This is a genomic window from Roseateles sp. Mitsp63 (assembly GCF_059491535.1).
In genome coordinates this window covers 4,054,664-4,078,789 of record NZ_CP168509.1, presented here as the reverse complement: position 1 = coordinate 4,078,789, position 24,126 = coordinate 4,054,664, and the positions used below count along the sequence as shown (strand labels likewise).

20 protein-coding genes are annotated in these 24,126 nt (G+C 67.1%); 18 read left to right on the top strand and 2 right to left on the bottom strand.

The window, feature by feature from the left end:
* Positions 1-16: 16 nt before the first annotated feature.
* The 3 genes from ACEN96_RS17775 (at position 17) to parC (ending at position 3,714) form a co-directional block, all read left to right on the top strand.
* Positions 17-568, top strand: a complete 552-nt coding sequence (locus ACEN96_RS17775) for a GNAT family N-acetyltransferase (protein ID WP_495584403.1) — start codon at positions 17-19, stop codon at positions 566-568.
* The gene (locus ACEN96_RS17770; RefSeq protein ID WP_495584402.1) at positions 565-1,296 is read left to right on the top strand and encodes a lytic transglycosylase domain-containing protein; all 732 of its coding nucleotides are present in this window, start codon (positions 565-567) and stop codon (positions 1,294-1,296) included. The genes ACEN96_RS17775 and ACEN96_RS17770 overlap by 4 nt, the downstream gene beginning before the upstream one ends.
* 75 nt (positions 1,297-1,371) lie before the next feature.
* Positions 1,372-3,714: a DNA topoisomerase IV subunit A gene (parC, locus tag ACEN96_RS17765; protein WP_495584401.1), complete on the top strand. Its 2,343-nt coding sequence runs from the start codon at positions 1,372-1,374 to the stop codon at positions 3,712-3,714.
* Here parC and ACEN96_RS17760 read toward each other — a convergent pair.
* Positions 3,680-5,131 carry a cytochrome P450 family protein gene (locus ACEN96_RS17760; protein ID WP_495584400.1) on the bottom strand — a complete coding sequence of 484 codons (1,452 nt, stop codon included), beginning with the start codon at positions 5,129-5,131 and terminating at the stop codon, positions 3,680-3,682. The genes parC and ACEN96_RS17760 overlap by 35 nt on opposite strands.
* 392 nt (positions 5,132-5,523) lie before the next feature.
* Between ACEN96_RS17760 and carA the strand changes: the two genes are divergently transcribed.
* The 4 genes from carA to ACEN96_RS17740 all read left to right on the top strand — a co-directional run bounded on the left by carA (position 5,524) and on the right by ACEN96_RS17740 (position 10,978).
* Positions 5,524-6,684 carry a glutamine-hydrolyzing carbamoyl-phosphate synthase small subunit gene (gene carA, locus ACEN96_RS17755; RefSeq protein ID WP_495584399.1) on the top strand — a complete coding sequence of 387 codons (1,161 nt, stop codon included), beginning with the start codon at positions 5,524-5,526 and terminating at the stop codon, positions 6,682-6,684.
* Between the two features lie 18 nt (positions 6,685-6,702).
* Positions 6,703-9,969, top strand: coding sequence for a carbamoyl-phosphate synthase large subunit (carB, locus tag ACEN96_RS17750; protein ID WP_495584398.1), 3,267 nt, complete (start codon positions 6,703-6,705; stop codon positions 9,967-9,969).
* Positions 9,970-10,052: 83 nt separating this feature from the next.
* Complete coding sequence (gene greA / locus ACEN96_RS17745; protein WP_343642402.1) at positions 10,053-10,529, top strand: transcription elongation factor GreA; 477 nt, start codon at positions 10,053-10,055, stop codon at positions 10,527-10,529.
* Positions 10,530-10,540: 11 nt separating this feature from the next.
* Entirely contained in the window at positions 10,541-10,978 is a 438-nt protein-coding gene (locus ACEN96_RS17740) for a DUF4149 domain-containing protein (protein WP_495584397.1), read from the top strand.
* Between the two features lie 91 nt (positions 10,979-11,069).
* Here ACEN96_RS17740 and yhbY read toward each other — a convergent pair whose 3' ends face one another.
* Positions 11,070-11,546 (bottom strand): ribosome assembly RNA-binding protein YhbY, encoded by a 477-nt coding sequence (yhbY, locus tag ACEN96_RS17735; protein WP_495584396.1) that lies wholly within the window; start codon positions 11,544-11,546, stop codon positions 11,070-11,072.
* Between the two features lie 18 nt (positions 11,547-11,564).
* Between yhbY and ACEN96_RS17730 the strand changes: the two genes are divergently transcribed.
* From ACEN96_RS17730 to phoR, 11 genes are all read left to right on the top strand, one after another.
* A complete protein-coding gene (locus tag ACEN96_RS17730; protein WP_495588635.1) occupies positions 11,565-12,239 on the top strand; it encodes an RlmE family RNA methyltransferase in 675 nt (224 codons plus the stop codon).
* A 243-nt stretch (positions 12,240-12,482) separates the two neighbouring features.
* Entirely contained in the window at positions 12,483-14,387 is a 1,905-nt protein-coding gene (gene ftsH, locus ACEN96_RS17725; RefSeq protein WP_495584395.1) for an ATP-dependent zinc metalloprotease FtsH, read from the top strand.
* A gap of 211 nt (positions 14,388-14,598) precedes the next feature.
* Entirely contained in the window at positions 14,599-15,447 is an 849-nt protein-coding gene (gene folP, locus ACEN96_RS17720; RefSeq protein ID WP_495584394.1) for a dihydropteroate synthase, read from the top strand.
* A gap of 126 nt (positions 15,448-15,573) precedes the next feature.
* Positions 15,574-16,908: a phosphoglucosamine mutase gene (gene glmM / locus ACEN96_RS17715; RefSeq protein WP_495584393.1), complete on the top strand. Its 1,335-nt coding sequence runs from the start codon at positions 15,574-15,576 to the stop codon at positions 16,906-16,908.
* Between the two features lie 447 nt (positions 16,909-17,355).
* Positions 17,356-18,345, top strand: coding sequence for a phosphate ABC transporter substrate-binding protein PstS (pstS, locus tag ACEN96_RS17710; RefSeq protein WP_495588634.1), 990 nt, complete (start codon positions 17,356-17,358; stop codon positions 18,343-18,345).
* Positions 18,346-18,513: 168 nt separating this feature from the next.
* The gene (gene pstC, locus ACEN96_RS17705; RefSeq protein WP_495584392.1) at positions 18,514-19,536 is read left to right on the top strand and encodes a phosphate ABC transporter permease PstC; all 1,023 of its coding nucleotides are present in this window, start codon (positions 18,514-18,516) and stop codon (positions 19,534-19,536) included.
* On the top strand, positions 19,533-20,393 hold the full coding sequence (gene pstA / locus ACEN96_RS17700; RefSeq protein ID WP_495584391.1) for a phosphate ABC transporter permease PstA: 861 nt from the start codon (positions 19,533-19,535) through the stop codon (positions 20,391-20,393). The genes pstC and pstA overlap by 4 nt, the downstream gene beginning before the upstream one ends.
* 48 nt (positions 20,394-20,441) lie before the next feature.
* On the top strand, positions 20,442-21,227 hold the full coding sequence (gene pstB / locus ACEN96_RS17695) for a phosphate ABC transporter ATP-binding protein PstB (RefSeq protein WP_091733906.1): 786 nt from the start codon (positions 20,442-20,444) through the stop codon (positions 21,225-21,227).
* 19 nt (positions 21,228-21,246) lie between these two features.
* The gene (gene phoU / locus ACEN96_RS17690) at positions 21,247-21,954 is read left to right on the top strand and encodes a phosphate signaling complex protein PhoU (RefSeq protein WP_279760059.1); all 708 of its coding nucleotides are present in this window, start codon (positions 21,247-21,249) and stop codon (positions 21,952-21,954) included.
* Between the two features lie 83 nt (positions 21,955-22,037).
* Positions 22,038-22,739, top strand: coding sequence for a phosphate regulon transcriptional regulator PhoB (gene phoB / locus ACEN96_RS17685; RefSeq protein WP_343642382.1), 702 nt, complete (start codon positions 22,038-22,040; stop codon positions 22,737-22,739).
* A 7-nt stretch (positions 22,740-22,746) separates the two neighbouring features.
* Positions 22,747-24,126, top strand: a complete 1,380-nt coding sequence (gene phoR / locus ACEN96_RS17680; protein WP_495584390.1) for a phosphate regulon sensor histidine kinase PhoR — start codon at positions 22,747-22,749, stop codon at positions 24,124-24,126.

Below are 24,126 nucleotides of genomic sequence, written 5' to 3'. Positions count from 1 at the left end.
CTCGCCGGAGCCCGTCATGCAGGACCACCGCGTCACCCTCCGCCCGACGATGCTGTCCGACCTGGACTTCGCCGTCGGCGTGGAGCAGGACGCGGCCAACCGCCCCTTCATCACGCCATGGGAACGCACGCAGCACGAAGGCGCCATCCGGTTTCCGGACGCGCGCCACTTCATCGTGGAGCTGGACGCCCAGCGCGCCGGCTTCGTGATCCTGCAGGGCTGCCGCAATCCCAGCCGCTCGGTGGAGCTCAAGCGCATCGTGCTCGGCCCCAAGGGGCTGGGCGTGGGCCGGACCTGCGTGCGGCTGCTCAAGCGGATGGCCTTCACGCAGCTGGGGGCGCACCGCTTCTGGCTGGACGTGAAGGGGCGCAACACGCGGGCGCAGTCGCTGTACCGCAGCGAGGGCTATGTCGAGGAGGGCCGGCTGCGCGAATGCGTGCGGGCCGAGCCGCTGCCCGATGCGCACGGGGTGATCGGCGAGGACGCGGGCTTCGACGACCTGATCGTGATGTCGATGCTCAAGCGCGAGTACGAGGCGCGCGTGGCGCAGGGGCTGGAGCCGTCATGAGCCACGGCCGCGGCCCCGCGACGCGCGGCGTGCGGCTGCGCAAGCGCCTGGCGCTGAGCATCGCCGTGGCCTTCGCGGCCAAGCTGACGCCGGCCCATGCGGAACTGTGGGGCTACGTGGACGCCGAGGGCATCGCGCACTTCGCGCCGATGCAGGTCGACGGCCGCTTCCAGCCGGTGATGTCGCCGCTGAGCGGCGTGCGCCGCGTGCCGGGCAAGACCGATCACGGGCAGCGGATGCTGACGTGGCTGGACATCGCGCCCGAGGTCAAGGCGGTGCAGCCCTACCTGCGCGAGGCGGCGGCGGCGACCGGTGTCGATGCCGAGCTGCTGAAGGCGATCATCGCCGTCGAGTCCGGCTTCAAGGCCGATGCGGTGTCGCCGCGTGGCGCGACCGGGCTGATGCAGATCACGGCGGTGACGGCCCAGCGCTACGCGACGCCCGACGAACTGCGGCGCCCGGGCCATCTGCACGACCCGCGCACCAACGTGCTGATCGGCGCGCGGATGCTGGCGGACCTGACGCGGCGCTTCGGCCGTCTGGACGCGGCGCTGGCGGCCTGGAACGCCGGCGAAGGTGCGGTGCGGCGCGCCGGCGGGCAGATGCCCGACATCGACGAGACGCAGGCGCATGTGCACCTGGTGCTCGAGCTGTACTGGGCGCTGCTGCAGCGCAGCCTGGGCACGCAGGCCCGGCAGCTGACGATGGTCGCGATGCCCGGCGATTGAGCCGCGCCGCATCCCGCGTTTTCCAGAGATACGTTCAAAGATACGAACCGCCGGCCTGGGCCGGCACGAGCACAGATGACCCAAGAGACCTTTGATTTCGAGACCCCGGGCGGCCCGGGCGGCCAGGCCCCGTCGGGCGACGCGCTGACGCTGGCGCAGTACGCGCAGCAGGCCTACCTGGAGTACGCGCTGTCGGTGGTGAAGGGCCGCGCGCTGCCGGCCTACAGCGACGGGCAGAAGCCGGTCCAGCGCCGCATCCTGTTCACGATGGAGCGGCTGGGCCTGGGCTTCACCGGCGCCACCGGCGCCAAGGCGGTGAAGAGCGCGCGCGTCGTCGGCGAGGTGCTGGGCAAGTACCACCCGCATGGCGACCAGGCCGCGTACGACGCGATGGTGCGCATGGCGCAGGACTTCAGCCAGCGCTATCCGCTGGTCGATGGCCAGGGCAATTTCGGCAGCCGCGACGGCGACAACGCCGCGGCGATGCGCTACACGGAGGCGCGGCTGTCGAACTATTCGCGCCTGCTGCTGGACGAACTCGACCAGGGCACGGTCGACTTCCAGCCCAACTACGACGGCTCCTACGAGGAGCCCCGGGAGCTGCCGGCGCGGCTGCCCTTCGTGCTGCTGAACGGCGCCTCGGGCATCGCGGTGGGCATGGCCACGGAAGTGCCGAGCCACAACCTGCGCGAGGTCGCCGAGGCGGCGGTGCTGCTGCTCAAGCGCCCCGACGCCAGCGACGATGAGCTCTTCGAGGTGATCAAGGGGCCGGACTATCCGGGCGGCGGTCAGCTGATCAGCTCGGCGGAGGAGATCCGCGCGGCCTACAACACCGGCCGCGGCAGCCTGAAACTGCGCGCGCGCTGGAAGATCGAGGACCTGGCCCGCGGCCAGTGGCAGCTGGTGGTGACCGAGCTGCCGCAGGGCGTCAGCACGGCCAAGGTGCTCGAGGAGATCGAGGAGCTCACCAATCCGAAGGTCAAGACCGGCAAGAAGACGGTGACGCCGGAGCAGCTGCAGCTCAAGGGCACCGTGCTGGGCGTGCTGGACAAGGCGCGCGATGAGTCCAACAAGGACGCGCCGGTGCGGCTGGTGTTCGAGCCCAAGAGCCGCGCGATCGAGCAGCAGGACCTGGTCAACACGCTGCTGGCGCACACCAGCCTGGAGACCTCGGCGCCGCTGAACCTGACGATGGTCGGCGACGACGGCCGCCCGGTGCAGAAGACGCTGCGCAAGATCCTCACCGAGTGGCTGGGCTTCCGCCTGGGCACGGTGACGCGCCGCACGCAGCACCGCCTGGACAAGGTCCGCGACCGCATCCACATCCTGGAGGGTCGGCATCAGATCCTGCTGCACATCGACGAGGTCATCGCGATCATCCGCAACTCGGATGAGCCCAAGCCCGCGCTGATCGAACGCTTCGCGCTGAGCGACCGGCAGGCCGAGGACATCCTGGAGATCCGTCTGCGTCAATTGGCGCGGCTGGAGTTCATCAAGATCGAGCAGCAGCTCAAGGAGCTGCGCGAGGAGGCCGGCAAGCTCGAGGAGATCCTGTCGAATCCATCGGTGCTGCGGCGCACGGTGATCAAGGAGATCGAGGCCGACAAGAAGGAGTACGGCGACGACCGCCGCACGCTGATCCAGGAGGACAAGCGCGCGGTGGCCGAGGTCCGCATCGTCGACGAGCCGGTCACGGTGGTCGTCAGCCTGAAGGGCTGGGTGCGCGCGCTCAAGGGCCACGAAGTGGATCCGGCAGCGCTGGCCTTCAAGTCGGGCGACTCGCTGTATGGCGTGTTCCCGTGCCGCAGCGTCGATCCGCTGGTGGTGCTGGGCTCCAACGGGCGGGCGTACTCGGTGCCGGTGTCGGCGCTGCCGGGCGGCCGCGGCGACGGGCAACCGATCACGACGCTGATCGAGCTCGAGTCGGGCAGCCAGATCGCCCATTACTTCGCCGGCGCGGCGACGCAGAAGCTGCTGCTGGCCGGCACGGGCGGCTTCGGCCTGGTGGCCGAGGTCGGCGACCTGGTCGGCCGCCAGAAGGCGGGCAAGAGTTTCCTCAGCCTGGAAGGCGACGAGCGGCCGCTGCCGCCGGCGACGGTGCCCGCCGGCGAAGTCGCCGGCGTGCAGGTCGCCTGCCTGTCGATGGCGGGCCGCCTGCTGACCTTCGCGATCGACGAGCTCAAGCACCAGCCCAAGGGCGGCCGCGGGCTCACGCTGATCGACCTGGACGCCAAGGACGCGCTGGTCAGCATCGCCGCCTTCACGACGCAGTTGCTGGTCAGCGGCACGGCGCGCGGCGGCAAGGCCAAGGAGGAGCCGCTCAAGGGCGTGGCGCTGGCATCCTATGCCGGCAAGCGGGCCAAGAAGGGCAAGACCTGCGACCTCATGCAGAAGCCGATGCGGGTGACGGCGGGCTGATCGCGTTGCCGAGGGCCGCCTCGGACGCGGGCGGGGCCTGGCGCATCCGGACCTTGGAATCGCCGTCCAGGTGGTTCACGATGCCGCGGACGACTTCCCGTTTCCGGTCCGGCTCGCCGTCCAGCGCCTTCACCATCTCGACCGTGAGGAGAAACGCCTCCACCATGGCCAGGTAGCGGCCGGGACACAGATTGCGGCCGGTGTAGAACATCGGCATCACGGCGCGGTTTCGCCGGTCCATCATCTTGAGCGCGGGTGCGCCGTCCGGCTCGGCCGCCAGCCGGGCGTCGAGCGCGGGCCGCTGCCGCGCCTGCATGCCCTCGACGTCGAAGATCAGCGCGTCGCCCTTGCACAGGTCATGCCGCCGACCATGACAGTCGGTGAAGGAGGTGTTCATCATCACGTCGCGAGAGACGATGGTGACCGGACTGTGGGCCGTCAGCAGCGACAGCATCATGCGGTAGGTCGGGCACTCGCGCAGGGTGGAGACGCCGCCGACGCCGTCTGGGTAATCGTCCTGAATGGCTGCTCGCAGCTGCTCCAGTTCCTTCGGATGGGTGTAGAGGTGGTGCAGTGTCATCTCGATGAGATTTGCCGTGGTGAACAGCGATGCGGCCAGATCCATCGAGACCCTGGCCTTGAGATCCGGCGGGAAGTCGCTGTCCTCAGTGACTTTCGTGGGATCGATGCCGTAGCCCTTCATTGTGGCCAGCGCCAGTGAGGGGCGCAGATCATGCTGCTGTGCCGCCGCCACCAGCATCAGCCGCCCGGCCTCCTGGAAATTGGCGGCCTCCCGGCGTGCCCTTGGCGCCATGAACTCGGCCGCCTCAGGTTTGTTTGCCGCGATCGCGGTCTTCAGCATCGAGGTGGCCTCCTCGTGCAGCGCATCGACGCCGCGCTGGAACACGGCCACCTGCGTGGACAGGTCCACCTTGGTGTTCGCGATGGCGAAGGCGCCCGAGTTCATCAGGTAGTGCAGCACCACCTCGCGCAGGTCCACGAGCGCGGACGCCGACTTGGACGTCGCGATGCTGTGCCGTATGCCATCGACCGCCTCGACCGCGAAGTTCGCGATCTCGGGCGTCAACTCGTTGATCCTGAACCGGTTCAGATGACGATTGAGGTGGCCCACAGCCTTGCTGTGCGCCGGGCCGTGCGGAGCCAGGAAGGTCGTTTCGGCGCCGAAGATGGAGCGCAGCAGGTTCGCCCCGGGGCCGCGATCCACTGCGCGATCCTTTGCCAGCTGTTGCATCGCCTCCGGGTCGCGGACGTAATGGAGTTTTGTGTTGCCGGGCAGGCTGCAGGAGCGCGTTTTCGTGTCATCGGGCAGCTGGCGCACCTTCTCCTGCGGAGGGGTCCACAGCAGGTCAACCAGGTTGGCCAGGGGTTGAAGGGCGTTGGGAATGAAACTGAACATGCGCGCTTCGAGCGGGGCTGATGAAGGGCGCTGTGTGAGGGGTGTGGCCGGTTGCGGTTCTCGGCCGCGCGGGTTGAATGCAGCTCAGGCTCCGGCGCGGCCGCTTGAACCGGCGCTGCTTGCGACATCAACGGGGGTGCTTCGCAATGTCCGCCTGATGACCGATTTGCGCAAAATTGGTCAGTAGATACCCTGGCGGGTTATACTTGTCAGGTTTACCCGCAACCTACCGCGTCCCGCACACTTCCTCCCCCGATCGCATCGGATCCCCTTGGATCGACTCCCTCACAGGAGACCCGGTCGCACCCGCGCGCCAGCCGTCCATGGCGCGTGCCGGCGGCGGTCAGGACCCTGAAGCAGAGCCGGGCGCGCGCACAACAATGGAGTTCCCCGTGCTGCCCGATCTGCTTTCCGCTCCTCCCGCGATTCTTGCCCTGGCAGACGGCACGGTCTTCAAGGGTTCCGCGCTCGGCGCCGCCGGCCGGACCGTCGGTGAAGTGGTGTTCAACACCTCGCTCACCGGCTACCAAGAAATCCTCACCGACCCCAGTTACTGCCGGCAGATCGTCACGCTGACGTATCCGCACATCGGCAACTACGGCGTCAACGACGAGGACGTCGAGGCTTCGAAGATCCATGCCGCAGGCCTCATCATCAAGGAAGCCCCCGTCCTTGATTCCAACTTCCGCAAGAGCCGCTCGCTCCAGCAGTACCTGCGCGACGAGGGCACCGTCGCCATCGCCGACCTGGACACGCGCCGCCTGACGCGCGTGCTGCGCGAGAAGGGCGCCCAGAACGGCTGCATCCTGGCGCTCGGCGCCGGCGAGCAGATCACACAGGCCCACATCGACGAGGCCATCGCCGCCGCCCAGGGCGCGCCCAGCATGGCGGGCCTGGACCTGGCCAAGGTCGTGAGCCGCACCGGCCGCGAGACCTGGACCCAGACCGAGTGGACGCTCGGCAAGGGCTACGGCGAGCAGGCTGCGCCCAAGTTCCACGTCGTCGCCTACGACTTCGGCGTCAAGAGCAACATCCTGCGCATGCTGGCCTCGCGCGGCTGCCGCATCACCGTCGTGCCGGCGCAGACGCCGGCCTCCGAGGTCTTCGATCTCGAGCCCGACGGCGTGTTCCTGTCCAACGGCCCCGGCGACCCGGAACCCTGCGACTACGCGATCAAGGCGACCGCGCAACTGATCGAGGCCGGCATCCCGACCTTCGGCATCTGCCTGGGCCACCAGATCATGGCGCTGGCCTCGGGCGCGAAGACCTTCAAGATGAAGTTCGGCCACCACGGCGCGAACCATCCGGTGAAGGACCTGGACAACGGCCGGGTCAGCATCACCAGCCAGAACCACGGCTTCGCGGTAGATCCCGGGACGCTGCCCGCGAACCTGCGCCCGACGCACGTCAGCCTGTTCGACGGCACGCTGCAGGGCCTGGCCCGCACCGACAAGCCGGCGTTCTGCTTCCAGGGCCACCCGGAAGCGAGCCCCGGCCCGCATGACATTTCGTATCTGTTCGACCGCTTCATCGGTCTGATGTCCAAGGCCTGATGAAGAGGGAGCCGACACATGTCCAAGCGTACTGATATCAAGAGCATCCTCATCATCGGCGCCGGCCCGATCATCATCGGCCAGGCCTGCGAGTTCGACTACTCGGGCGCCCAGGCCTGCAAGGCGCTGCGCGAGGAGGGCTACAAGGTCATCCTGGTGAACAGCAACCCGGCGACCATCATGACGGACCCCGACACCGCGGACGTCACCTACATCGAGCCCATCACCTGGCAGGTGGTCGAGAAGATCATCGCCAAGGAGCGCCCCGACGCGATCCTGCCGACCATGGGCGGCCAGACCGCACTGAACTGCGCGCTCGACCTGCACAAGCACGGCGTGCTGGACAAGTACCAGGTCGAGATGATCGGCGCCAACGAGCATGCGATCGAGAAGGCCGAGGACCGCCTGAAGTTCAAGGACGCGATGACCAAGATCGGGCTGGGCTCGGCCCGCTCGGGCATCGCGCATTCGCTGGAAGAGGCCTGGAGCGTGCAGAAGCGCATCCACGCCGAGATCGGCGGCGCGGGCTTCCCGATGGTCATCCGCCCGAGCTTCACGCTGGGCGGCACCGGCGGCGGCATCGCCTACAACCCGGAGGAGTTCGAGGAGATCTGCAAGCGCGGCCTCGACCTGTCGCCGACCAATGAGCTGCTGATCGAGGAATCGCTGATCGGCTGGAAGGAATACGAGATGGAAGTGGTCCGCGACAAGGCGGACAACTGCATCATCGTGTGCTCGATCGAGAACCTGGATCCGATGGGCATCCACACCGGTGACTCGATCACCGTGGCCCCGGCGCAGACGCTGACCGACAAGGAATACCAGCTGCTGCGCAATGCCTCGATCGCGATCCTGCGCGAGATCGGCGTCGACACCGGCGGCTCCAACGTGCAGTTCTCGATCAACCCGGTCGATGGCCGCATGGTCGTCATCGAGATGAATCCGCGCGTGTCGCGCTCGTCGGCGCTGGCCTCCAAGGCCACCGGGTTCCCGATCGCCAAGATCGCCGCGAAGCTGGCCGTCGGCTACACGCTGGACGAGCTCAAGAACGACATCACCGGCGGCATCACGCCGGCCTCGTTCGAGCCCAGCATCGACTACGTCGTGACGAAGATTCCGCGCTTCGCCTTCGAGAAGTTCCCGATGGCCGACTCGCGCCTGACGACGCAGATGAAGTCGGTCGGCGAGGTGATGGCCATGGGCCGCAGCTTCCAGGAGTCGTTCCAGAAGGCGCTGCGCGGCCTGGAGACCGGCATCGACGGCCTGAGCGAGATCAGCGCCGATCGCGAGGAGATCGTCCAGGAGATCGGCGAGCCCGGCCCGTCGCGCATCCTGTTCCTGGGCGACGCGTTCCGCATCGGCATGACGCTGGACGAGGTCTTCGAGGAAACGAAGATCGATCCGTGGTTCCTGGCACAGATCGAGCAGCTGATCAAGATCGAGCAGTCGCTGGGCGGCCGCGCGCTGGCCTCGCTGAGCGCCGACGAGCTGCGCCTGCTGAAGAAGAAGGGCTTCTCGGACAAGCGCCTGGCCAAGCTGCTGGGCACCAACCAGCACGAGGTCCGCAAGGCCCGTCACGCCCTGAACGTGCGTCCGGTCTACAAGCGCGTCGACACCTGCGCCGCCGAATTCGCGACGCAGACCGCCTACATGTACTCGACCTACGACGAGGAGTGCGAGGCCAATCCGTCCGACAAGAAGAAGATCATGGTGCTGGGCGGCGGTCCGAACCGCATCGGCCAGGGCATCGAGTTCGACTACTGCTGCGTCCACGCGGCCCTCGCGATGCGCGAGGACGGCTACGAGACCATCATGGTCAACTGCAATCCGGAGACCGTCTCCACCGACTACGACACCTCGGACCGCCTGTACTTCGAGCCAGTGACGCTCGAGGACGTGCTGGAGATCGTGGCGAAGGAAAAGCCGGTCGGCGTGATCGTGCAGTACGGCGGCCAGACGCCGCTGAAGCTGGCGCTGGACCTGGAGGCCAACGGCGTGCCCATCATCGGCACGACGCCGGACTCGATCGACATCGCCGAGGACCGCGAGCGCTTCCAGAAGCTGCTGCATGAGCTGGGCCTGCGCCAGCCGCCCAACCGCACCGCGCGCAACGAGGACCAGGCCGTCGCGCTGGCCAACGAGATCGGCTACCCGCTGGTCGTGCGCCCGAGCTACGTGCTGGGCGGCCGCGCGATGGAGATCGTTCATGGCGACAAGGACCTGGAGCGCTACATGCGCGAGGCCGTGCGCGTCAGCGAGAAGTCGCCGGTGCTGCTGGACCGCTTCCTGGAGGACGCGGTCGAGGTCGACGTCGACTGCATCTGCGACGGCGAGGACACGATGATGGGCGGCATCATGGAGCACATCGAGGCGGCCGGCATCCACTCCGGCGACTCGGCCTGCTCGCTGCCCCCGTACACGCTGTCCAAGGAGCTGCAGGACGAGCTGCGCCGCCAGACCGCGGCGATGGCCCGGGCGCTGAAGGTCGTGGGCCTGATGAACGTGCAGTTCGCGATCCAGGGCGACGTGACCAAGGGCCTGGCCGAGAACACGGTGTACGTGCTCGAGGTGAACCCGCGCGCGTCGCGCACGGTGCCCTTCGTCTCGAAGGCGACCAGCCAGCCGCTGGCCAAGATCGCCGCGCGCTGCATGGCCGGCGTCAAGCTCAAGGACCAGAAGGCCGCCGGGGGCAAGCCGCCGGTCGAGATCCAGCCGCCGTACTTCAGCGTCAAGGAGGCGGTCTTCCCGTTCAACAAGTTCCCTGGCGTGGATCCCATCCTCAGCCCGGAAATGCGTTCGACCGGCGAAGTCATGGGCGCCGGCCGGACCTTCGGCGAGGCGATGCTGAAGAGCCAGCTGGGCGCGGGTTCGCGCCTGCCGCGTCAGGGCAACGTGCTGATCACCGTCAAGAACAATGACAAGGACCGTGCCGTCGCGCTGGCGCGTGACCTGGCGGCGCTGGGCTTCGGCGTGGTCGCGACCAAGGGCACGGCCGCGGCGATCGAGGCCGCCGGCGTACCGGTGCGCGTCGTCAACAAGGTCAAGGACGGCCGTCCGCACATCGTCGACATGATCAAGGGCGGCGACATCCAGCTGGTGTTCACGACCGTCGACGAGACGCGCACGGCGATTGCCGACAGCCGCCACATCCGCCAGGCGGCGCTGGCCAACCGGGTGACCTACTACACGACGATGGCCGGCTGCGAAGCCGCGGTCGAAGGCATGAAGCACAAGGACGGCCTGCTGGTGCAATCGCTGCAGGAACTGCACGCCGAACTGCATTAAACTGCCCCATCCATTCCGCCGCCGCTGCTCAGCGATCCTGAGCGGCAGCGGCGGTTTGTTTTGTTTTTCAAGGTTCTAGAGACATGGCCACGATTCCATTGACCAAGCGCGGCGCTGAGAAGCTCAAGGAAGAACTGCATCGGCTGAAAACGGTCGAGCGGCACGCCGTGATCAACGCGATCGCCGAGGCGCGCGCCCAGGGCGACCTGTCGGAGAACGCCGAGTACGAAGCCGCCAAGGACAAGCAGGGCTTCATCGAGGGCCGCATCCTGGAGATCGAGGGCAAGCTGTCGTCGGCCCAGGTGATCGATCCGTCCGAGGTGGACGCCGGCGGCAAGGTGGTCTTCGGCACCACCGTGGACCTGGAAGAGGAAGAGTCCGGCAACGAGGTCACGTACCAGATCGTCGGCGACGACGAGGCCGACCTGAAGCAGGGCCTGATCTCGATCAGCTCCCCGATCGCCCGCGCGCTGATCGGCAAGGAGGCCGGCGATGTCGCCGAGGTCGTGGCGCCCGGTGGCATCAAGCGCTACGAGATCGTCGAAGTCCGCTACATCTGAGGCGCTTGCCGATGCTGCTCCGGATCCGCGCGCTGCTGGCCTCGCTGTGGGCCGGCGAGCTGCTGGCGGTGGCGCTGCTCGCGGCGCCCAATGCCTTCGCGACACTGGAGCGGGCGGTGGCCGGCAGGTATGTCGCGCGGCTGTTCGAGATGGACGCGCGCTTCGCGCTGGCAGCGGGCGTGCTGCTGATCCTCATGGAGCGGCGGCTGCATCGCGATGGCGTGGTGGGCGGCTCGGCGATGAATCCGGGATTCCTGCTGCCGCTGCTGGCCATCGGCTTCACCGCCGCCGGCTATTTCGCGCTGCAGCCGATGATGGAGGCCGCGAGGCAGGGGCAGGGCAGCTGGAGCTTCCTGCAGTTGCATGCGGTCTCGCTGGTGTTCTTTGGTCTGCGAACGATTGCCGTGCTGACGCTGGCGTGGCGCCTGAGCGGCCCGCCAACGCGTTGATCGACCAGCAGCGAGGCGAGCGCAAGAGAAAAGACGGCCTGCGGGCCGTCTTGTTGTTGGAGCCGGGGAAACCGGCGGCGCCTTGGCGCGATCAGCCTTGGCTGGATTTCTTGACGCTGGTCTGGCGCGGCTTCTTGGCGCGCTTGACCTCGCCGCCCTGGGTGACGCGCTGGTTGCCCAGCACGGTGACCTTCTTGATCTGCGGACGGTTGTTGCCGCTCTTCGAGAACTTCACGATCTTGACGGTCTTGGGTGCCGGGCGGGCATCTTCCTTGACGGCCTTTTCCTTCTCGGGCATCGGGCGCCACAGCACCAGCAGCTTGCCGATGTGCTGGATCGGGGCGGCGTCGAGCGCGTCGGCGAGCGTGGCGAGGATCTCCTCGCGGCCCTGTCGGTCGTCCGACATCACGCGGACCTTGATCAGGCCGTGGGCCTTCAGGGCGCCGTCGACCTCCTTGGTCACAGCAGCCGTCAGGCCGTCGGCGCCTATCATCACCACCGGATCCAGGTGGTGTGCATCGGCGCGTTTTTCCTTGCGCTGGGCAGGGGTCAATTGAATAGCAGGCATCTGCCTATTATCCGTGCAATGAAAGTCGATACCAAAAGCAAGAAGGTGAACAAGGCGTGGCTCAACAACCACGTCAATGATCCCTACGTGAAATTGGCCCAGAAAGAGGGTTACCGCTCGCGCGCCGCCTACAAGCTCAAGGAGATCGACGAGGAATTCCAGTTGATCCGCCCCGGGCAGGTGGTGGTCGACCTCGGGGCGTCGCCGGGGGCCTGGAGCCAGTATCTGCGGCGGCGTTTCGCGCCCAAGGAGGCCGGCGCCGGGGGCGCGGCGGTCGGGCAGTTGAACGGCCGCATCATCGCGCTGGACCTGCTGGAGTTCGAGCCGATCGAAGGCGTCGAATTCATCCAGGGCGATTTCCGGGAGGACGAGGTGCTGAGCCAGCTCGAATCGGCGCTGGGCGGGCAGAAGGTGGACCTGGTGGTGTCGGACATGGCGCCCAACCTGTCGGGCATCGAGAGCACGGACGCCGCCCGCATGGAGCATCTGATCGAACTCGCGCTCGATTTCTCCCGGCAGCATCTCAAGCCGGAAGGCGCGCTGGTTGCCAAGGTGTTCCACGGCAGCGGCTACGACCAGTTGGTTCATGCCTTCCGCGCCCAGTTCAAGAAGGTCAAGACCAGCAAGCCGAAGGCGTCACGGGAAAGATCGTCCGAGAACTTCCTGGTCGGCATCGGCTTGAAGAAGGTCTGAAAAGCGCCGCGAACGGGGCGCGAAGGCGGTCTCTTTCGACTGAAGGGCCGATCAGGCGTCAAAGTCGGGTCCGCTTCGGCCCGTCGCCAAACGGTGCGCGTGGCAATATCTATCGTGGCGTATGGGAATGCCAATCAGGGCTGGGGACTTGACTGGCCTAGAATCCGCCCCATATGCCGTGAAAGTCCGCTGCCCAAGGCTGTACTCAAGGGCGTGCGGTGATGGAATGACAAAGGAGTCGCGGTGAACAATCAGTGGTTCTCGAAAGTGGCTGTGTGGATGGTGATCGCCCTTGTGCTGTTCACCGTCTTCAAGCAGTTCGATCGCAGCGCAACCCAGGGGAATCCGATCGTCTACTCTGACTTCCTCGATGAAGTCCGTGCCAAGCGCATCAAGCAGGTCACGTTGCAGGAGACGCCCGCCGGTACGGAGATCGTGGCGCAGACCAGCGATGGCAACAAGCTGCGCACGACCGCCCCGTACATGGATCGCGGCCTGATCGGTGACCTGATCAACTACGGCGTCAAGTTCGACGCCAAGCCCCGTGAAGAGCCCTCGGTCCTGATGAGCATCCTGCTCAGCTGGGGGCCGATGCTGCTGCTGATCGCCGTCTGGGTGTACTTCATGCGCCAGATGCAGGGCGGCGGCAAGGGTGGCGCGTTCAGCTTCGGCAAATCGAAGGCGCGCATGCTCGACGAGGCCAACAACACCACGACCTTCGCCGACGTCGCCGGCTGCGACGAGGCCAAGGAAGAGGTCAAGGAACTCGTGGACTTCCTGAAGGATCCGCAGAAGTTCCAGAAGCTGGGCGGCCGCATTCCGCGCGGCGTGCTGCTGGTCGGCCCTCCGGGCACCGGCAAGACGCTGCTGGCCAAGGCCATCGCCGGTGAGGCGAAGGTGCCGTTCTTCACGATCTCGGGCTCGGACTTCGTCGAGATGTTCGTCGGCGTCGGCGCGGCCCGTGTCCGCGACATGTTCGAGCAGGCCAAGAAGAGCGCCCCCTGCATCATCTTCGTCGACGAAATCGACGCGGTCGGCCGCCATCGCGGCGCCGGCCTGGGCGGCGGCAACGACGAGCGCGAGCAGACGCTCAACCAGATGCTGGTCGAGATGGACGGCTTCGATACCAACCTGGGCGTCATCGTGATGGCCGCGACCAACCGTCCGGACATCCTGGATCCGGCGCTGCTGCGTCCGGGCCGCTTCGACCGCCAGGTCTACGTGACGCTGCCGGACGTGCGGGGCCGCGAGCAGATCCTGAACGTGCACATGCGCAAGGTGCCGGTCGGCCAGGACGTCCGCGCCGACATCCTGGCGCGCGGCACCCCTGGTTTCTCGGGCGCCGACCTGGCCAACCTGGTCAATGAGGCCGCGCTGTTCGCCGCCCGCCGCAATGGCCGGGTGGTCGACATGCAGGACTTCGAGAAGGCCAAGGACAAGATCATGATGGGCCCCGAGCGGAAGTCCATGGTCATGCCCGAGGAAGAGCGCAAGAACACCGCCTACCACGAAGCCGGCCACGCGCTGGTGGCGCGCCTGCTGCCCAAGACCGATCCGGTCCACAAGGTGACGGTGATCCCGCGCGGCCGCGCCTTGGGCGTGACGATGCAGCTGCCCGAAGGCGATCGCTACAGCATGGACAAGGAACGCATGCTGTCGACGATCTCGGTGCTGTTCGGTGGCCGTATCGCCGAAGAAGTCTTCATGAATCAGATGACGACCGGCGCGAGCAACGACTTCGAGCGCGCCACCGCCATCGCCCGCGACATGGTCACCCGCTACGGGATGACGGACGAGCTGGGGCCGATGGTCTATGCCGACAATGAAGGCGAGGTCTTCCTGGGCCGCTCGGTCACGAAGACGACCAACATGTCGGAAGAGACGATGCGCAAGGTGGACCAGGAAATCCGCAAGATCATCGACGAGCAGTACACGATCGCGCGTGACCTGATCGAGGGCAACAAGGACAAGATGCATTCGATGGCCACCGCGCTGCTTGAATGGGAAACCATCGACGCCGACCAGATCGACGACATCATGGATGGTCGTCCGCCGCGTCCTCCGAAGGACTGGACGCCGCCCGCCAACAAGTCGGACAGCGGCGGTACGCCGGCTGTCAGCACGGGCAGCGCTCCCGCCGCGGCTTGATGCCGATGGATTCACGGGCGGCCTGAACGTCGCCTGACAGCTTCCCGAAGGGCCGGTCGAAAGACCGGCCCTTCTGCTTTCCGGGCGTCTCGGCGGGGTTACGGAGGAGCAGGGCTGCCGAGAGGGGGAACTGCTTGCGTCATACTGCTCATTTGGCGTGGCCGTTTCGCGCGCACGAGCGCGAGGCCGGACGCCCGACACTCACCCGCCCATGACTTCTCCTTCGATCTGGAAAACCACGCGCTTCGACCTTGATCTGGCGGAACGGCCGCTGGTCATGGGCATCGTCAACGTGACGCCTGATTCGTTCTCGGACGGTGGCCAGCATGCCGATGCATCCAGCGCCATCGACTTCTGCGAACGGCTGCTAGGCGAGGGTGTCGACATCCTGGACCTGGGCGGTGAATCGACGCGTCCGGGCGCGCCGCGTCTGGAGGCCGATGAGGAATGGCGCCGCCTCGAGCCCGTGCTTCGGGCTGCCTTGAATTTCGGCGTGCCGGTGTCGGTCGATACCTGCAAGACCGAGGTCATGCGGCGCGCGCTGGACCTGGGTGTCGACATCATCAACGACGTGCAGGCGCTGCGCGACGAGGGGGCGGATGCGTTGCTCGCCGGCCATGGCAGCGCCGGCATCTGTCTGATGCACATGCGGGGGCAGCCGGCCGGCATGCAGCAACTGACCGATTACGGGGATGTCGTGACCGAGGTCGCCGCTTTCCTCGCCGAGCGATTGCGGCACCTGGTTGAAGTCGGCGTCGCGGCCGAGCGGATCACGCTGGATCCGGGCTACGGTTTCGCCAAGACCGTCGAGCAGAACCTGGAACTCCAGCGGCGTCAGCGCGAGTTGCTCGCGCTGGGGAGGCCGCTGCTGATCGGGTGGTCGCGCAAGTCGACGCTGGGTGCCGTCACCGGAAAGGCGGTGGACGAGCGCATGCCCGCCAGCGTCGGCGCCGCTCTGGCGTCGGTGGCGCTCGGAGCGCGCGTCGTTCGCGTGCATGACGTCGGTGCGACCGTCGATGCGCTGAAGGTCTGGCAGGCGTTCGGCGCTCCGCAGGCCTGATCCTCGCGGGCCACGCCGCCGGCTCGTCCCCCGTTCGCGGGTGAGTCTGGCGGGAAGGAAGTGGCTCCTCCGCGTTCGGCGACAATCCTCCGATTCGAGATTGAGAAGTCGCAGGAGGTCGCTTCGATGAGCCGGAAGTATTTCGGAACCGACGGAATCCGCGGGACCGTGGGCCGCACACCCATCACGCCCGATTTCATGTTGCGCCTGGGTCATGCGGTCGGCCGCGTGCTCAAACGCAGTTACGCCAAGCCCAGCGTCCTGATCGGCAAGGACACCCGCATCTCCGGCTACATGCTTGAATCGGCGCTCGAGGCCGGCTTCGCCTCGGCCGGCGTCAACGTGCTGTTGACCGGTCCGCTGCCGACCCCCGGCGTCGCCTACCTGGCCCGGGCATTGCGCCAGCACCTGGGCGTGGTGATCTCGGCATCGCACAACCCGTTCGCGGACAACGGCATCAAGTTCTTCTCGTCCAAGGGCGAAAAGCTGCCCGACGCCTGGGAGCTGGACGTCGAGGCAGTCCTGGATGAGCCCCCAGTCTGGGTCGATTCGGCCAGTCTGGGCCGGGCCCGCCGCCTGGATGACGCGCAGGGCCGCTACATCGAGTTCTGCAAGGCGAGCTTCAGCGGCGACCTGAGCCTGCGCGGCATGAAGCTGGTGGTCGACGCGGCCAACGGCGCGGCCTATCAGGTGGCGCCGTCGGTGTTCCATGAGTTGGGCGCCGAGGTGATCACCATCGGCAACAAGCCCGATGGCTTCAACATCAACGACAAGGTGGGCGCCACCTCGCCCGAGGCGCTGGTCGCCGCGGTCAAGGAGCATCGCGCGGACTATGGCATCGCGCTGGACGGCGATGCGGACCGGCTGCAGATGGTGGACGGCGAGGGCCGTCTCTACAACGGCGACGAACTGCTGTACGTGATGGTGGCGGACCGGCTGGCCCGCGGCGAGCGCGTGGCCGGCGCCGTCGGCACGCTGATGACGAACATGGCGATCGAACTGGCGCTGCGACAGCGCGATGTCGAATTCGTCCGCGCCAAGGTCGGCGACCGTTACGTCCTCGAGGAACTGGCTGCCCGCGGGTGGCAGTTCGGCGGCGAGAGTTCGGGCCACCTGCTGGCACTGGACCGTCACACGACGGGTGACGGCATCGTCAGCAGCCTGCTGGTGCTGGAGGCCATCTGCCGCAGCGGCCGGCGGCTGTCCGACCTGCTCGACGGCGTCTCGCTGTTCCCGCAGACGCTGATCAATGTCCGTCTGCAGGCCGACCAGCAGGATTGGAAAAGCAACGCCGCGCTGGCCCGCATCGAAGCCGAGGTCATGGCCGAGCTCGGCGACCGGGGGCGGGTGCTGATCCGCAAGTCGGGCACCGAGCCGCTGCTGCGAGTCATGGTCGAGGCCAGCGACGCCGGGCTGGCGCAACGCTGCGCCGAACGTCTGGCCGACGCGATCCGCCACTGATCCGCCGCCCGGTCCGCTGGGCGCGGATCTCCGAGTGAAACCAAAGAATGGCCGCCGATGCGTGAGCACCGGCGGCCTGATTGCATTGGTTGCGGCCGCGTCGCGCGTGGCTCTTCGGGCTGAGCGGGGCGGATTCCTCCGGATCATCGGCACCGTCATGGTGCCGACACCGTCATCAGGAGGGTCTTCCCGCGCCTGAGCAGGCTAGGGATCGAAGATGACAACGGGGTGAATCGAATATGACAATGCCCGGCGCACTGTCCGCCACGCCCCGTTTCTCCTCTGGGGCGGTGTGCGTAACGAGATTTTTCCGGTTCCGGTCCGGCGTCACGGATGTGTCACATTGGGGTCATAGCATCCGCTCCGTTCGCCAACCAACCCTCGCGATAGGACTGAATGACCATGACTCAACTGCGTGCTGGCCTGCTGTTCGCCGCTTGCGCCGCGATGTTCTCCGTGGCCCATGCTCAAGAAGTGACCGGTGCGGGTGCCTCGTTCCCGGCTCCCGTGTACGCCAAGTGGGCTGACGCCTACAACAAGGCGACCGGCGTGCGCATCAATTACCAGTCCGTCGGTTCGGGCGCCGGCATCAAGCAGATCCAGGCCAAGACCGTCGACTTCGGCGCGTCCGACGCCCCCCTGAAGGACGACCAGCTGGCCAAGGATGGCCTGGTGCAGTTCCCGACCGTGATCGGCGGCGTCGTGCCCGTCATCAACGTCAAGGGCATCGCCGCCGGCCAGCTGAAGCTGAACGGCCAGGTGCTGGGCGACATCTACCTGGGCAAGGTCGCCAAGTGGAACGACCCCGCCATCGCCGCCCTGAACCCGGGCGTGCAGCTGCCCGATGCCGCGATCGCCGTGGTCCGCCGCGCCGACGGCTCGGGCACCAGCTTCCTGTTCACGAACTACCTGTCCAAGGTCAACGCCGAATGGAAGTCCAAGGTCGGTGAAGGCACCGCCGTGAACTGGCCGACCGGCGCGGGCGGCAAGGGTAACGAAGGCGTGTCGGCCTTCGTGACGCGTCTGCCGAACTCGATCGGCTACGTCGAATACGCCTACGCCAAGCAGAACAAGATGACCTACGTGCTGATGAAGAACGCCGACGGCGCCTTCGTCAGCCCGAGCGACGATGCCTTCAAGGCCGCCGCAGCCGGCGCCAAGTGGAACGAATCGTTCTACCAGGTGCTGACCGAGCAGCCCGGCAAGGCCAGCTGGCCCATCACCGGCGCGACCTTCATCCTGATGCACGCCGCCCAGGACAAGCCGGCCCAGGCCGCCGCCGCCCTGAAGTTCTTCGACTGGGCCTACACCCAGGGCGACAAGACCGCCGACGAGCTGGACTACGTGCCGCTGCCGGCCGCCGTGAAGGACCTGGTGCGCAAGCAGTGGACCGACCACGTGAAGGACGCCGCGGGCAAGGCGGTCAGCTTCAAGTGATCGTCGCCTGACGAAGACGGCCCGGTGCTCCGAAGAGGAGCACCGGGCCTTCGCACAGGACCGCATCGCCTCACAACAAGAAGATCTCTCCAGAGACGTCGTGAACGACGCGCCGGCGCCGGAGGAGGCGGACGGCGCGCAGACTCCAAACATTCCAGCGGAGGCCCCGTGGCCGCAATACTTCCAGCCAATTCCCTTGACCGAGAGCGCGGCCAGGCGCGCGCGAAGCCGGACGGACGTCCGCCGCAGCGCCGCCGTGTCGCCCCCTGGGCCGACACGGTGTTCTCGCTGCTGACGCACGGCGCGGCATGGCTGACGCTGGCGCTGCTGGCCGGCATCATCGGCTCGCTGCTGGTGGGCGCCGCGCCCGCGATCAAGCAGTTCGGCCTGAACTTCCTGATCACCGCGGACTGGGATCCGGTGCAGGAGAAGTTCGGCGGCCTGGTGATGATCTACGGCACGCTGATGACCTCGCTCATCGCGCTGCTGATCGCCGTGCCGGTGAGCTTCGGCATCGCGCTGTTCCTGACCGAACTCTCGCCGGGCTGGCTGCGCCGCCCGCTGGGCATCGCCATCGAACTGCTGGCCGCCGTGCCCTCGATCGTCTACGGCATGTGGGGCCTGCTGGTGTTCGGCCCCATCCTGGCCACCTACGTGCAGCAGCCGCTGCAGTCGCTGCTGGGCGGCGTGCCCTACCTGGGCGCGCTGGTGTCCGGCCCGCCCGTGGGCATCGGCATCCTGTCGGCCGGCATCATCCTGGCCATCATGATCATCCCGTTCATCGCCTCGGTGATGCGCGACGTGTTCGAGGTCACCCCCGCGATGCTCAAGGAGTCCGCCTACGGCCTGGGCTCCACCACCTGGGAGGTGGTCTGGAAGGTCGTGCTGCCGTACACCAAGACCGGCGTGGTCGGCGGCGTCATGCTGGGCCTGGGCCGCGCGCTGGGCGAGACCATGGCCGTGACCTTCGTGATCGGCAACATGAACCAGCTGAACTCGCTCTCGGTCTTCGAGGCCGCCAACAGCATCACCTCGGCGCTGGCCAACGAGTTCGCCGAAGCCGGCGCGGGCCTGCACCAGGCCTCGCTGATCTACCTGGGCCTGGTCCTGTTCTTCATCACCTTCGTGGTGCTGGCGTTCTCCAAGGTCCTGCTCAACCAGCTGAAGAAGAACGAGGGAGTCCGCACATGAGCGCCACCAACGCCAAGCGTCTGGCGATGTACAACAAGCGCAAGCGCATCAACCAGATCGCGCTGACGCTGTCGATGTGCGCGATGGGATTCGGCCTGGTGTGGCTGATCTGGATCCTGCTCGAGACCCTGATCCAGGGCGTCGGCGGCCTGACGATCGCGACCTTCACCCAGATGACGCCGCCGCCGATGGCGGAGGACGGCGGGCTGGCCAACGCGATCTACGGCTCGCTGCTGATGGTCGGCCTGGCCACCTGCATCGGCACGCCGATCGGCGTGCTGGCCGGCGTGTACCTCGCCGAATACGGCCAGAAGACCTGGCTCGGCGCCTCGGTGCGCTTCATCAACGACATCCTGCTGTCGGCCCCGTCGATCGTCGTCGGCCTGTTCATCTACACGGTGGTCGTGACGCGGATGAAGTCCTTCTCGGCGCTGGCCGGCATCCTGGCGCTGGCGCTGATCGTGATCCCGGTGGTGATCCGCACCACCGAGAACATGCTGAGCCTGATCCCCAACGCGCTGCGCGAGGCCGCCTACGCGCTGGGCACGCCCAAGTGGAAGGTCATCCTCACCGTCACGCTCAAGGCCGCCCGCGCCGGCGTCGTGACCGGCGTGCTGCTGGCGCTGGCCCGCATCTCGGGCGAGACCGCGCCGCTGCTGTTCACCGCGCTGTCCAACCAGTTCTGGACCAGCTCGCTGGGCAGCCCGATGGCCAGCCTGCCGGTGACCATCTTCAAGTTCGCGATGAGCCCCTACGAGAACTGGCAGAAGCTCGCCTGGGCCGGCGTCTTCATCATCACCATCGGCGTGCTGCTCCTCAACATCGTCGCGCGCGTGATGTTCAAGGAAAAGCATTGATCGGCTGAACAGCCTGCGCTCAACGAATCCAAGGAATCGAGAAACAACATGGACGTCAAAGTCGATATGCCGGTGACCGAGAAGGCGAAGCTCTCGGTGAAGAACCTCAACTTCTACTACGGCAGCTTCCACGCGTTGAAGAACATCAACCTGGACATTCCCGAGAACAAGGTCACCGCCTTCATCGGCCCGTCGGGCTGCGGCAAGTCGACGCTGCTGCGCACGCTGAACCGGATGTTCGAGCTCTATCCGGAGCAGCGCGCCGAGGGCCAGATCCTGCTGGACGGCGAGGACATCCTCACCAGCAAGGAAGACGTGTCGCTGATCCGCGCCAAGGTGGGCATGGTGTTCCAGAAGCCGACGCCGTTCCCGATGTCGATCTACGACAACATCGCCTTCGGCGTGCGCCTGTTCGAGACGCTGTCGCGCGTGGAGATGGACGAGCGCGTCGAATGGGCGTTGAAGAAGGCCGCGCTGTGGAACGAGGTCAAGGACAAGCTGAACCAGAGCGGCTCGGGTCTCTCGGGCGGCCAGCAGCAGCGCCTGTGCATCGCGCGCGGCATCGCCATCAAGCCGGAAGTCCTGCTGCTGGACGAGCCCTGCTCGGCGCTGGACCCGATCTCGACCGGCAAGATCGAGGAGCTGATCCACGAGCTCAAGCACGACTACACGGTCGCCATCGTGACGCACAACATGCAGCAGGCCGCGCGCTGCTCGGACTACACCGCCTACATGTACCTGGGCGACCTGATCGAATTCGGACCGACCGCCGAGCTCTTCATGAAGCCCAAGCGCAAGGACACCGAGGACTACATCACCGGACGATTCGGCTGATCAGAGGGGAGAACACACCATGACCGACAAGCATCTCTCAACCCAATTCGACGCCGAGCTCAGCGGCATCTCCACGCGCGTGCTCGAGATGGGCGGGCTGGTGGAGTCGCAGGTGGCGCAGGCCGTCGAGGCGCTGGGCACCTTCAGCGGCGACATCGCCAGCCATGTGCTCAAGCAGGAGGAGATCGTCAACACGATGGAGGTCGAGATCGACCGCGACCTGTCGACGATCATCGCCCGCCGCCAGCCGACCGCGCGCGACCTGCGCCTGCTGATCGCCGTCTCGAAGACCATCGCCAACCTGGAGCGCGTCGGCGACGAGGCCGCGCGCATCGCCCGCACGGTGCAGCGCCTGATCAACACCGGCGTGTCGAGCCGCCTGCGGCTGCCGATGTCGGACCTGTCGTACGAGGCCGAGCTGGCCACCGCGCAGCTGCGCAAGGCGCTGGACGCGTTCGCGCGCCTGGACGTGGATCGCGCGCTGGAAGTGCTCAAGGCCGATGACCAGATCGACAAGGAATTCGACGGCCTGATGCGCAAGCTCATCACCTACATGATGGAAGACCCGCGCACGATCTCGTCGTCGATCGACCTGGTGTTCGTCGCCAAGGCGATCGAGCGCGTCGGCGACCACGCCAAGAACCTGGCCGAGGTCATCATCTACGTGGTCAAGGGCACGGACGTCCGGCACAACTCGCCCGACGCCGTCGAGCACATGGTGCGCTGAGCACCGAACGCGATCCACCCGTCCGGCCCGGCCCCGATCGGGGCGCCAGGACCGGCGGGACCGAACAAGAGGAGTTACCCCGCATGAGTCGCATCCTGGTCGTCGAGGACGAGTCCGCGATCGCTGAACTGATCTCCATCAACCTGCGCCACGCCGGCTTCGAGGTGACGCTGGCCGGCAATGCCGAGCAGGCGCAACTCGAGGTGGATCGGGTGCTGCCCGATCTGGTCGTGCTCGACTGGATGCTGCCGGGGCAGACCGGCCTGGCGCTGGCCCGCCAATGGCGCGGCGCGACCCGCACCCGCGAGCTGCCCATCATCATGCTGACGGCGCGCGCGGAAGAGGTGGACAAGGTGTCCGGCCTGGACGCCGGCGCCGACGACTACCTGACCAAGCCGTTCTCGACCAACGAGCTGCTGGCGCGCATCCGCGCGGTGCTGCGCCGCAAGGCGCCGGAGGCGCTGGACTCGGCGGTGGAGGTCGGCGGCCTGGTGCTCGATCCGGGCACGCGCCGGGTCAGCCGCGAGGGCGTCGAGGTGAAGCTCGGCCCGACCGAGTTCCGCCTGCTGCATTTCTTCATGACGCATCCGGAGCGCGTGCACAGCCGCTCGCAGCTGCTGGACCGTGTGTGGGGCGACCACGTGTTCATCGAGGAACGCACGGTCGACGTCCATGTCAAGCGCCTGCGCGAAGCGCTCGAGAAGGTGAGCTGCGCGCGGATGATCGAAACGGTGCGAGGCGCCGGCTATCGACTGACCCAGCAAAGCAGCGCCCTGTCGGCCTGAGTCCGCCATGGCCTGGATGTTGTCGCGGGTGCTGATGCTGGTGCTGGGCACCGGCATCGCGGGCGGGTTGGGCTACTGGTTGGGGGAATGGCTGCGGATGCCGCAGCTGGCGGCGGCGCTGGCCGCGGGAGCCGCCGTCGTGATGATGGCGATCTGGGACGCGGCGCGCGCGCACCGGCTGGTGGTCTGGCTGCGCGGCGACCAGGACGACGACGCGCCGCGCGTGTCGGGCCTCTGGGGCGAAATGGCCTATCGCGTCGAGCGCGGCCTGCGCGACCGCGAGCGCCGCTACGAGCGCGAGCGTCAGCAGCTCGAGCAGTTCCTGCTCGCGATCGAGGCCTCGCCCAACGGGGTCATCCTGCTCGACGGCCAGGACCACATCCAGTGGTGCAACGTCGTGGCCGGGGACCATTTCTCGCTGGATCCGCAGCGCGACAAGCTGCAGCGGATCACCAACCTGGTCCGCTATCCCGCGTTCGTGTCCTATCTGCAGCAGGGCAATTTCCAGCAGCCGCTCACGTTGACCAATACCCGCGCCAAGTCGACGCTGCAGGTGCTGGTGCGCGATTACGGCGTCGCTGGCGAATCGCGCAAGCTGGTGCTGTCGCTCGACGTCACCGACCGCGAGCGCAACGAGGCGATGCGGCGCGACTTCGTCGCCAATGTCTCGCATGAGATCCGCACGCCGTTGACGGTGCTGGCCGGATTCATCGAGACCATGGCCAGCCTGCAGCTGACCGAGGCCGAGCGCAAGCGCGTGCTGCACCTGATGCAGCAGCAGACGACGCGGATGCAGACGCTGGTCGGCGACTTGCTGACGCTGGCGCAACTGGAAGGCAGCCCGCGTCCGCCCGCCGATCACTGGATCTCGCTGGATCCGCTGCTGTCGCGCATCGCGGCGGACGCTCAGGCGCTGTCCAACGGGCGGCATGAACTCGTGTGCGAGCGGCAGACGGGCGTCGAGCTGGCGGGGACCGAGACCGAGGTGCTCAGCGCGATCGCCAACCTGGTGAGCAACGCGGTGCGCTACACCCCCGAAGGCGGACGCATCGAACTGCAATGGCGCTGGCTGCCGGACCATGGCGGCGAGATCTCGGTGATCGACAACGGTCCCGGCATCGCCCGCGAGCACCTGCCGCGGCTGACGGAGCGCTTCTATCGCGTCGATGGCAGCCGGTCCCGGGACACCGGCGGAACCGGGCTCGGGCTGTCCATCGTGAAGCACGTGGTGCAGCGCCACGGCGGCGAGTTGCGCATCGACAGCGAGCCGGGGAAGGGCTCCAGGTTCCGGCTGCAGTTTCCCGCCGCGCGCATCCGCCTGGCCGACGCGACCGCCATGGGCGACGAATCGGCGCCGGCAGCGCTGGCGGGCGGCGAAGACCTTTGA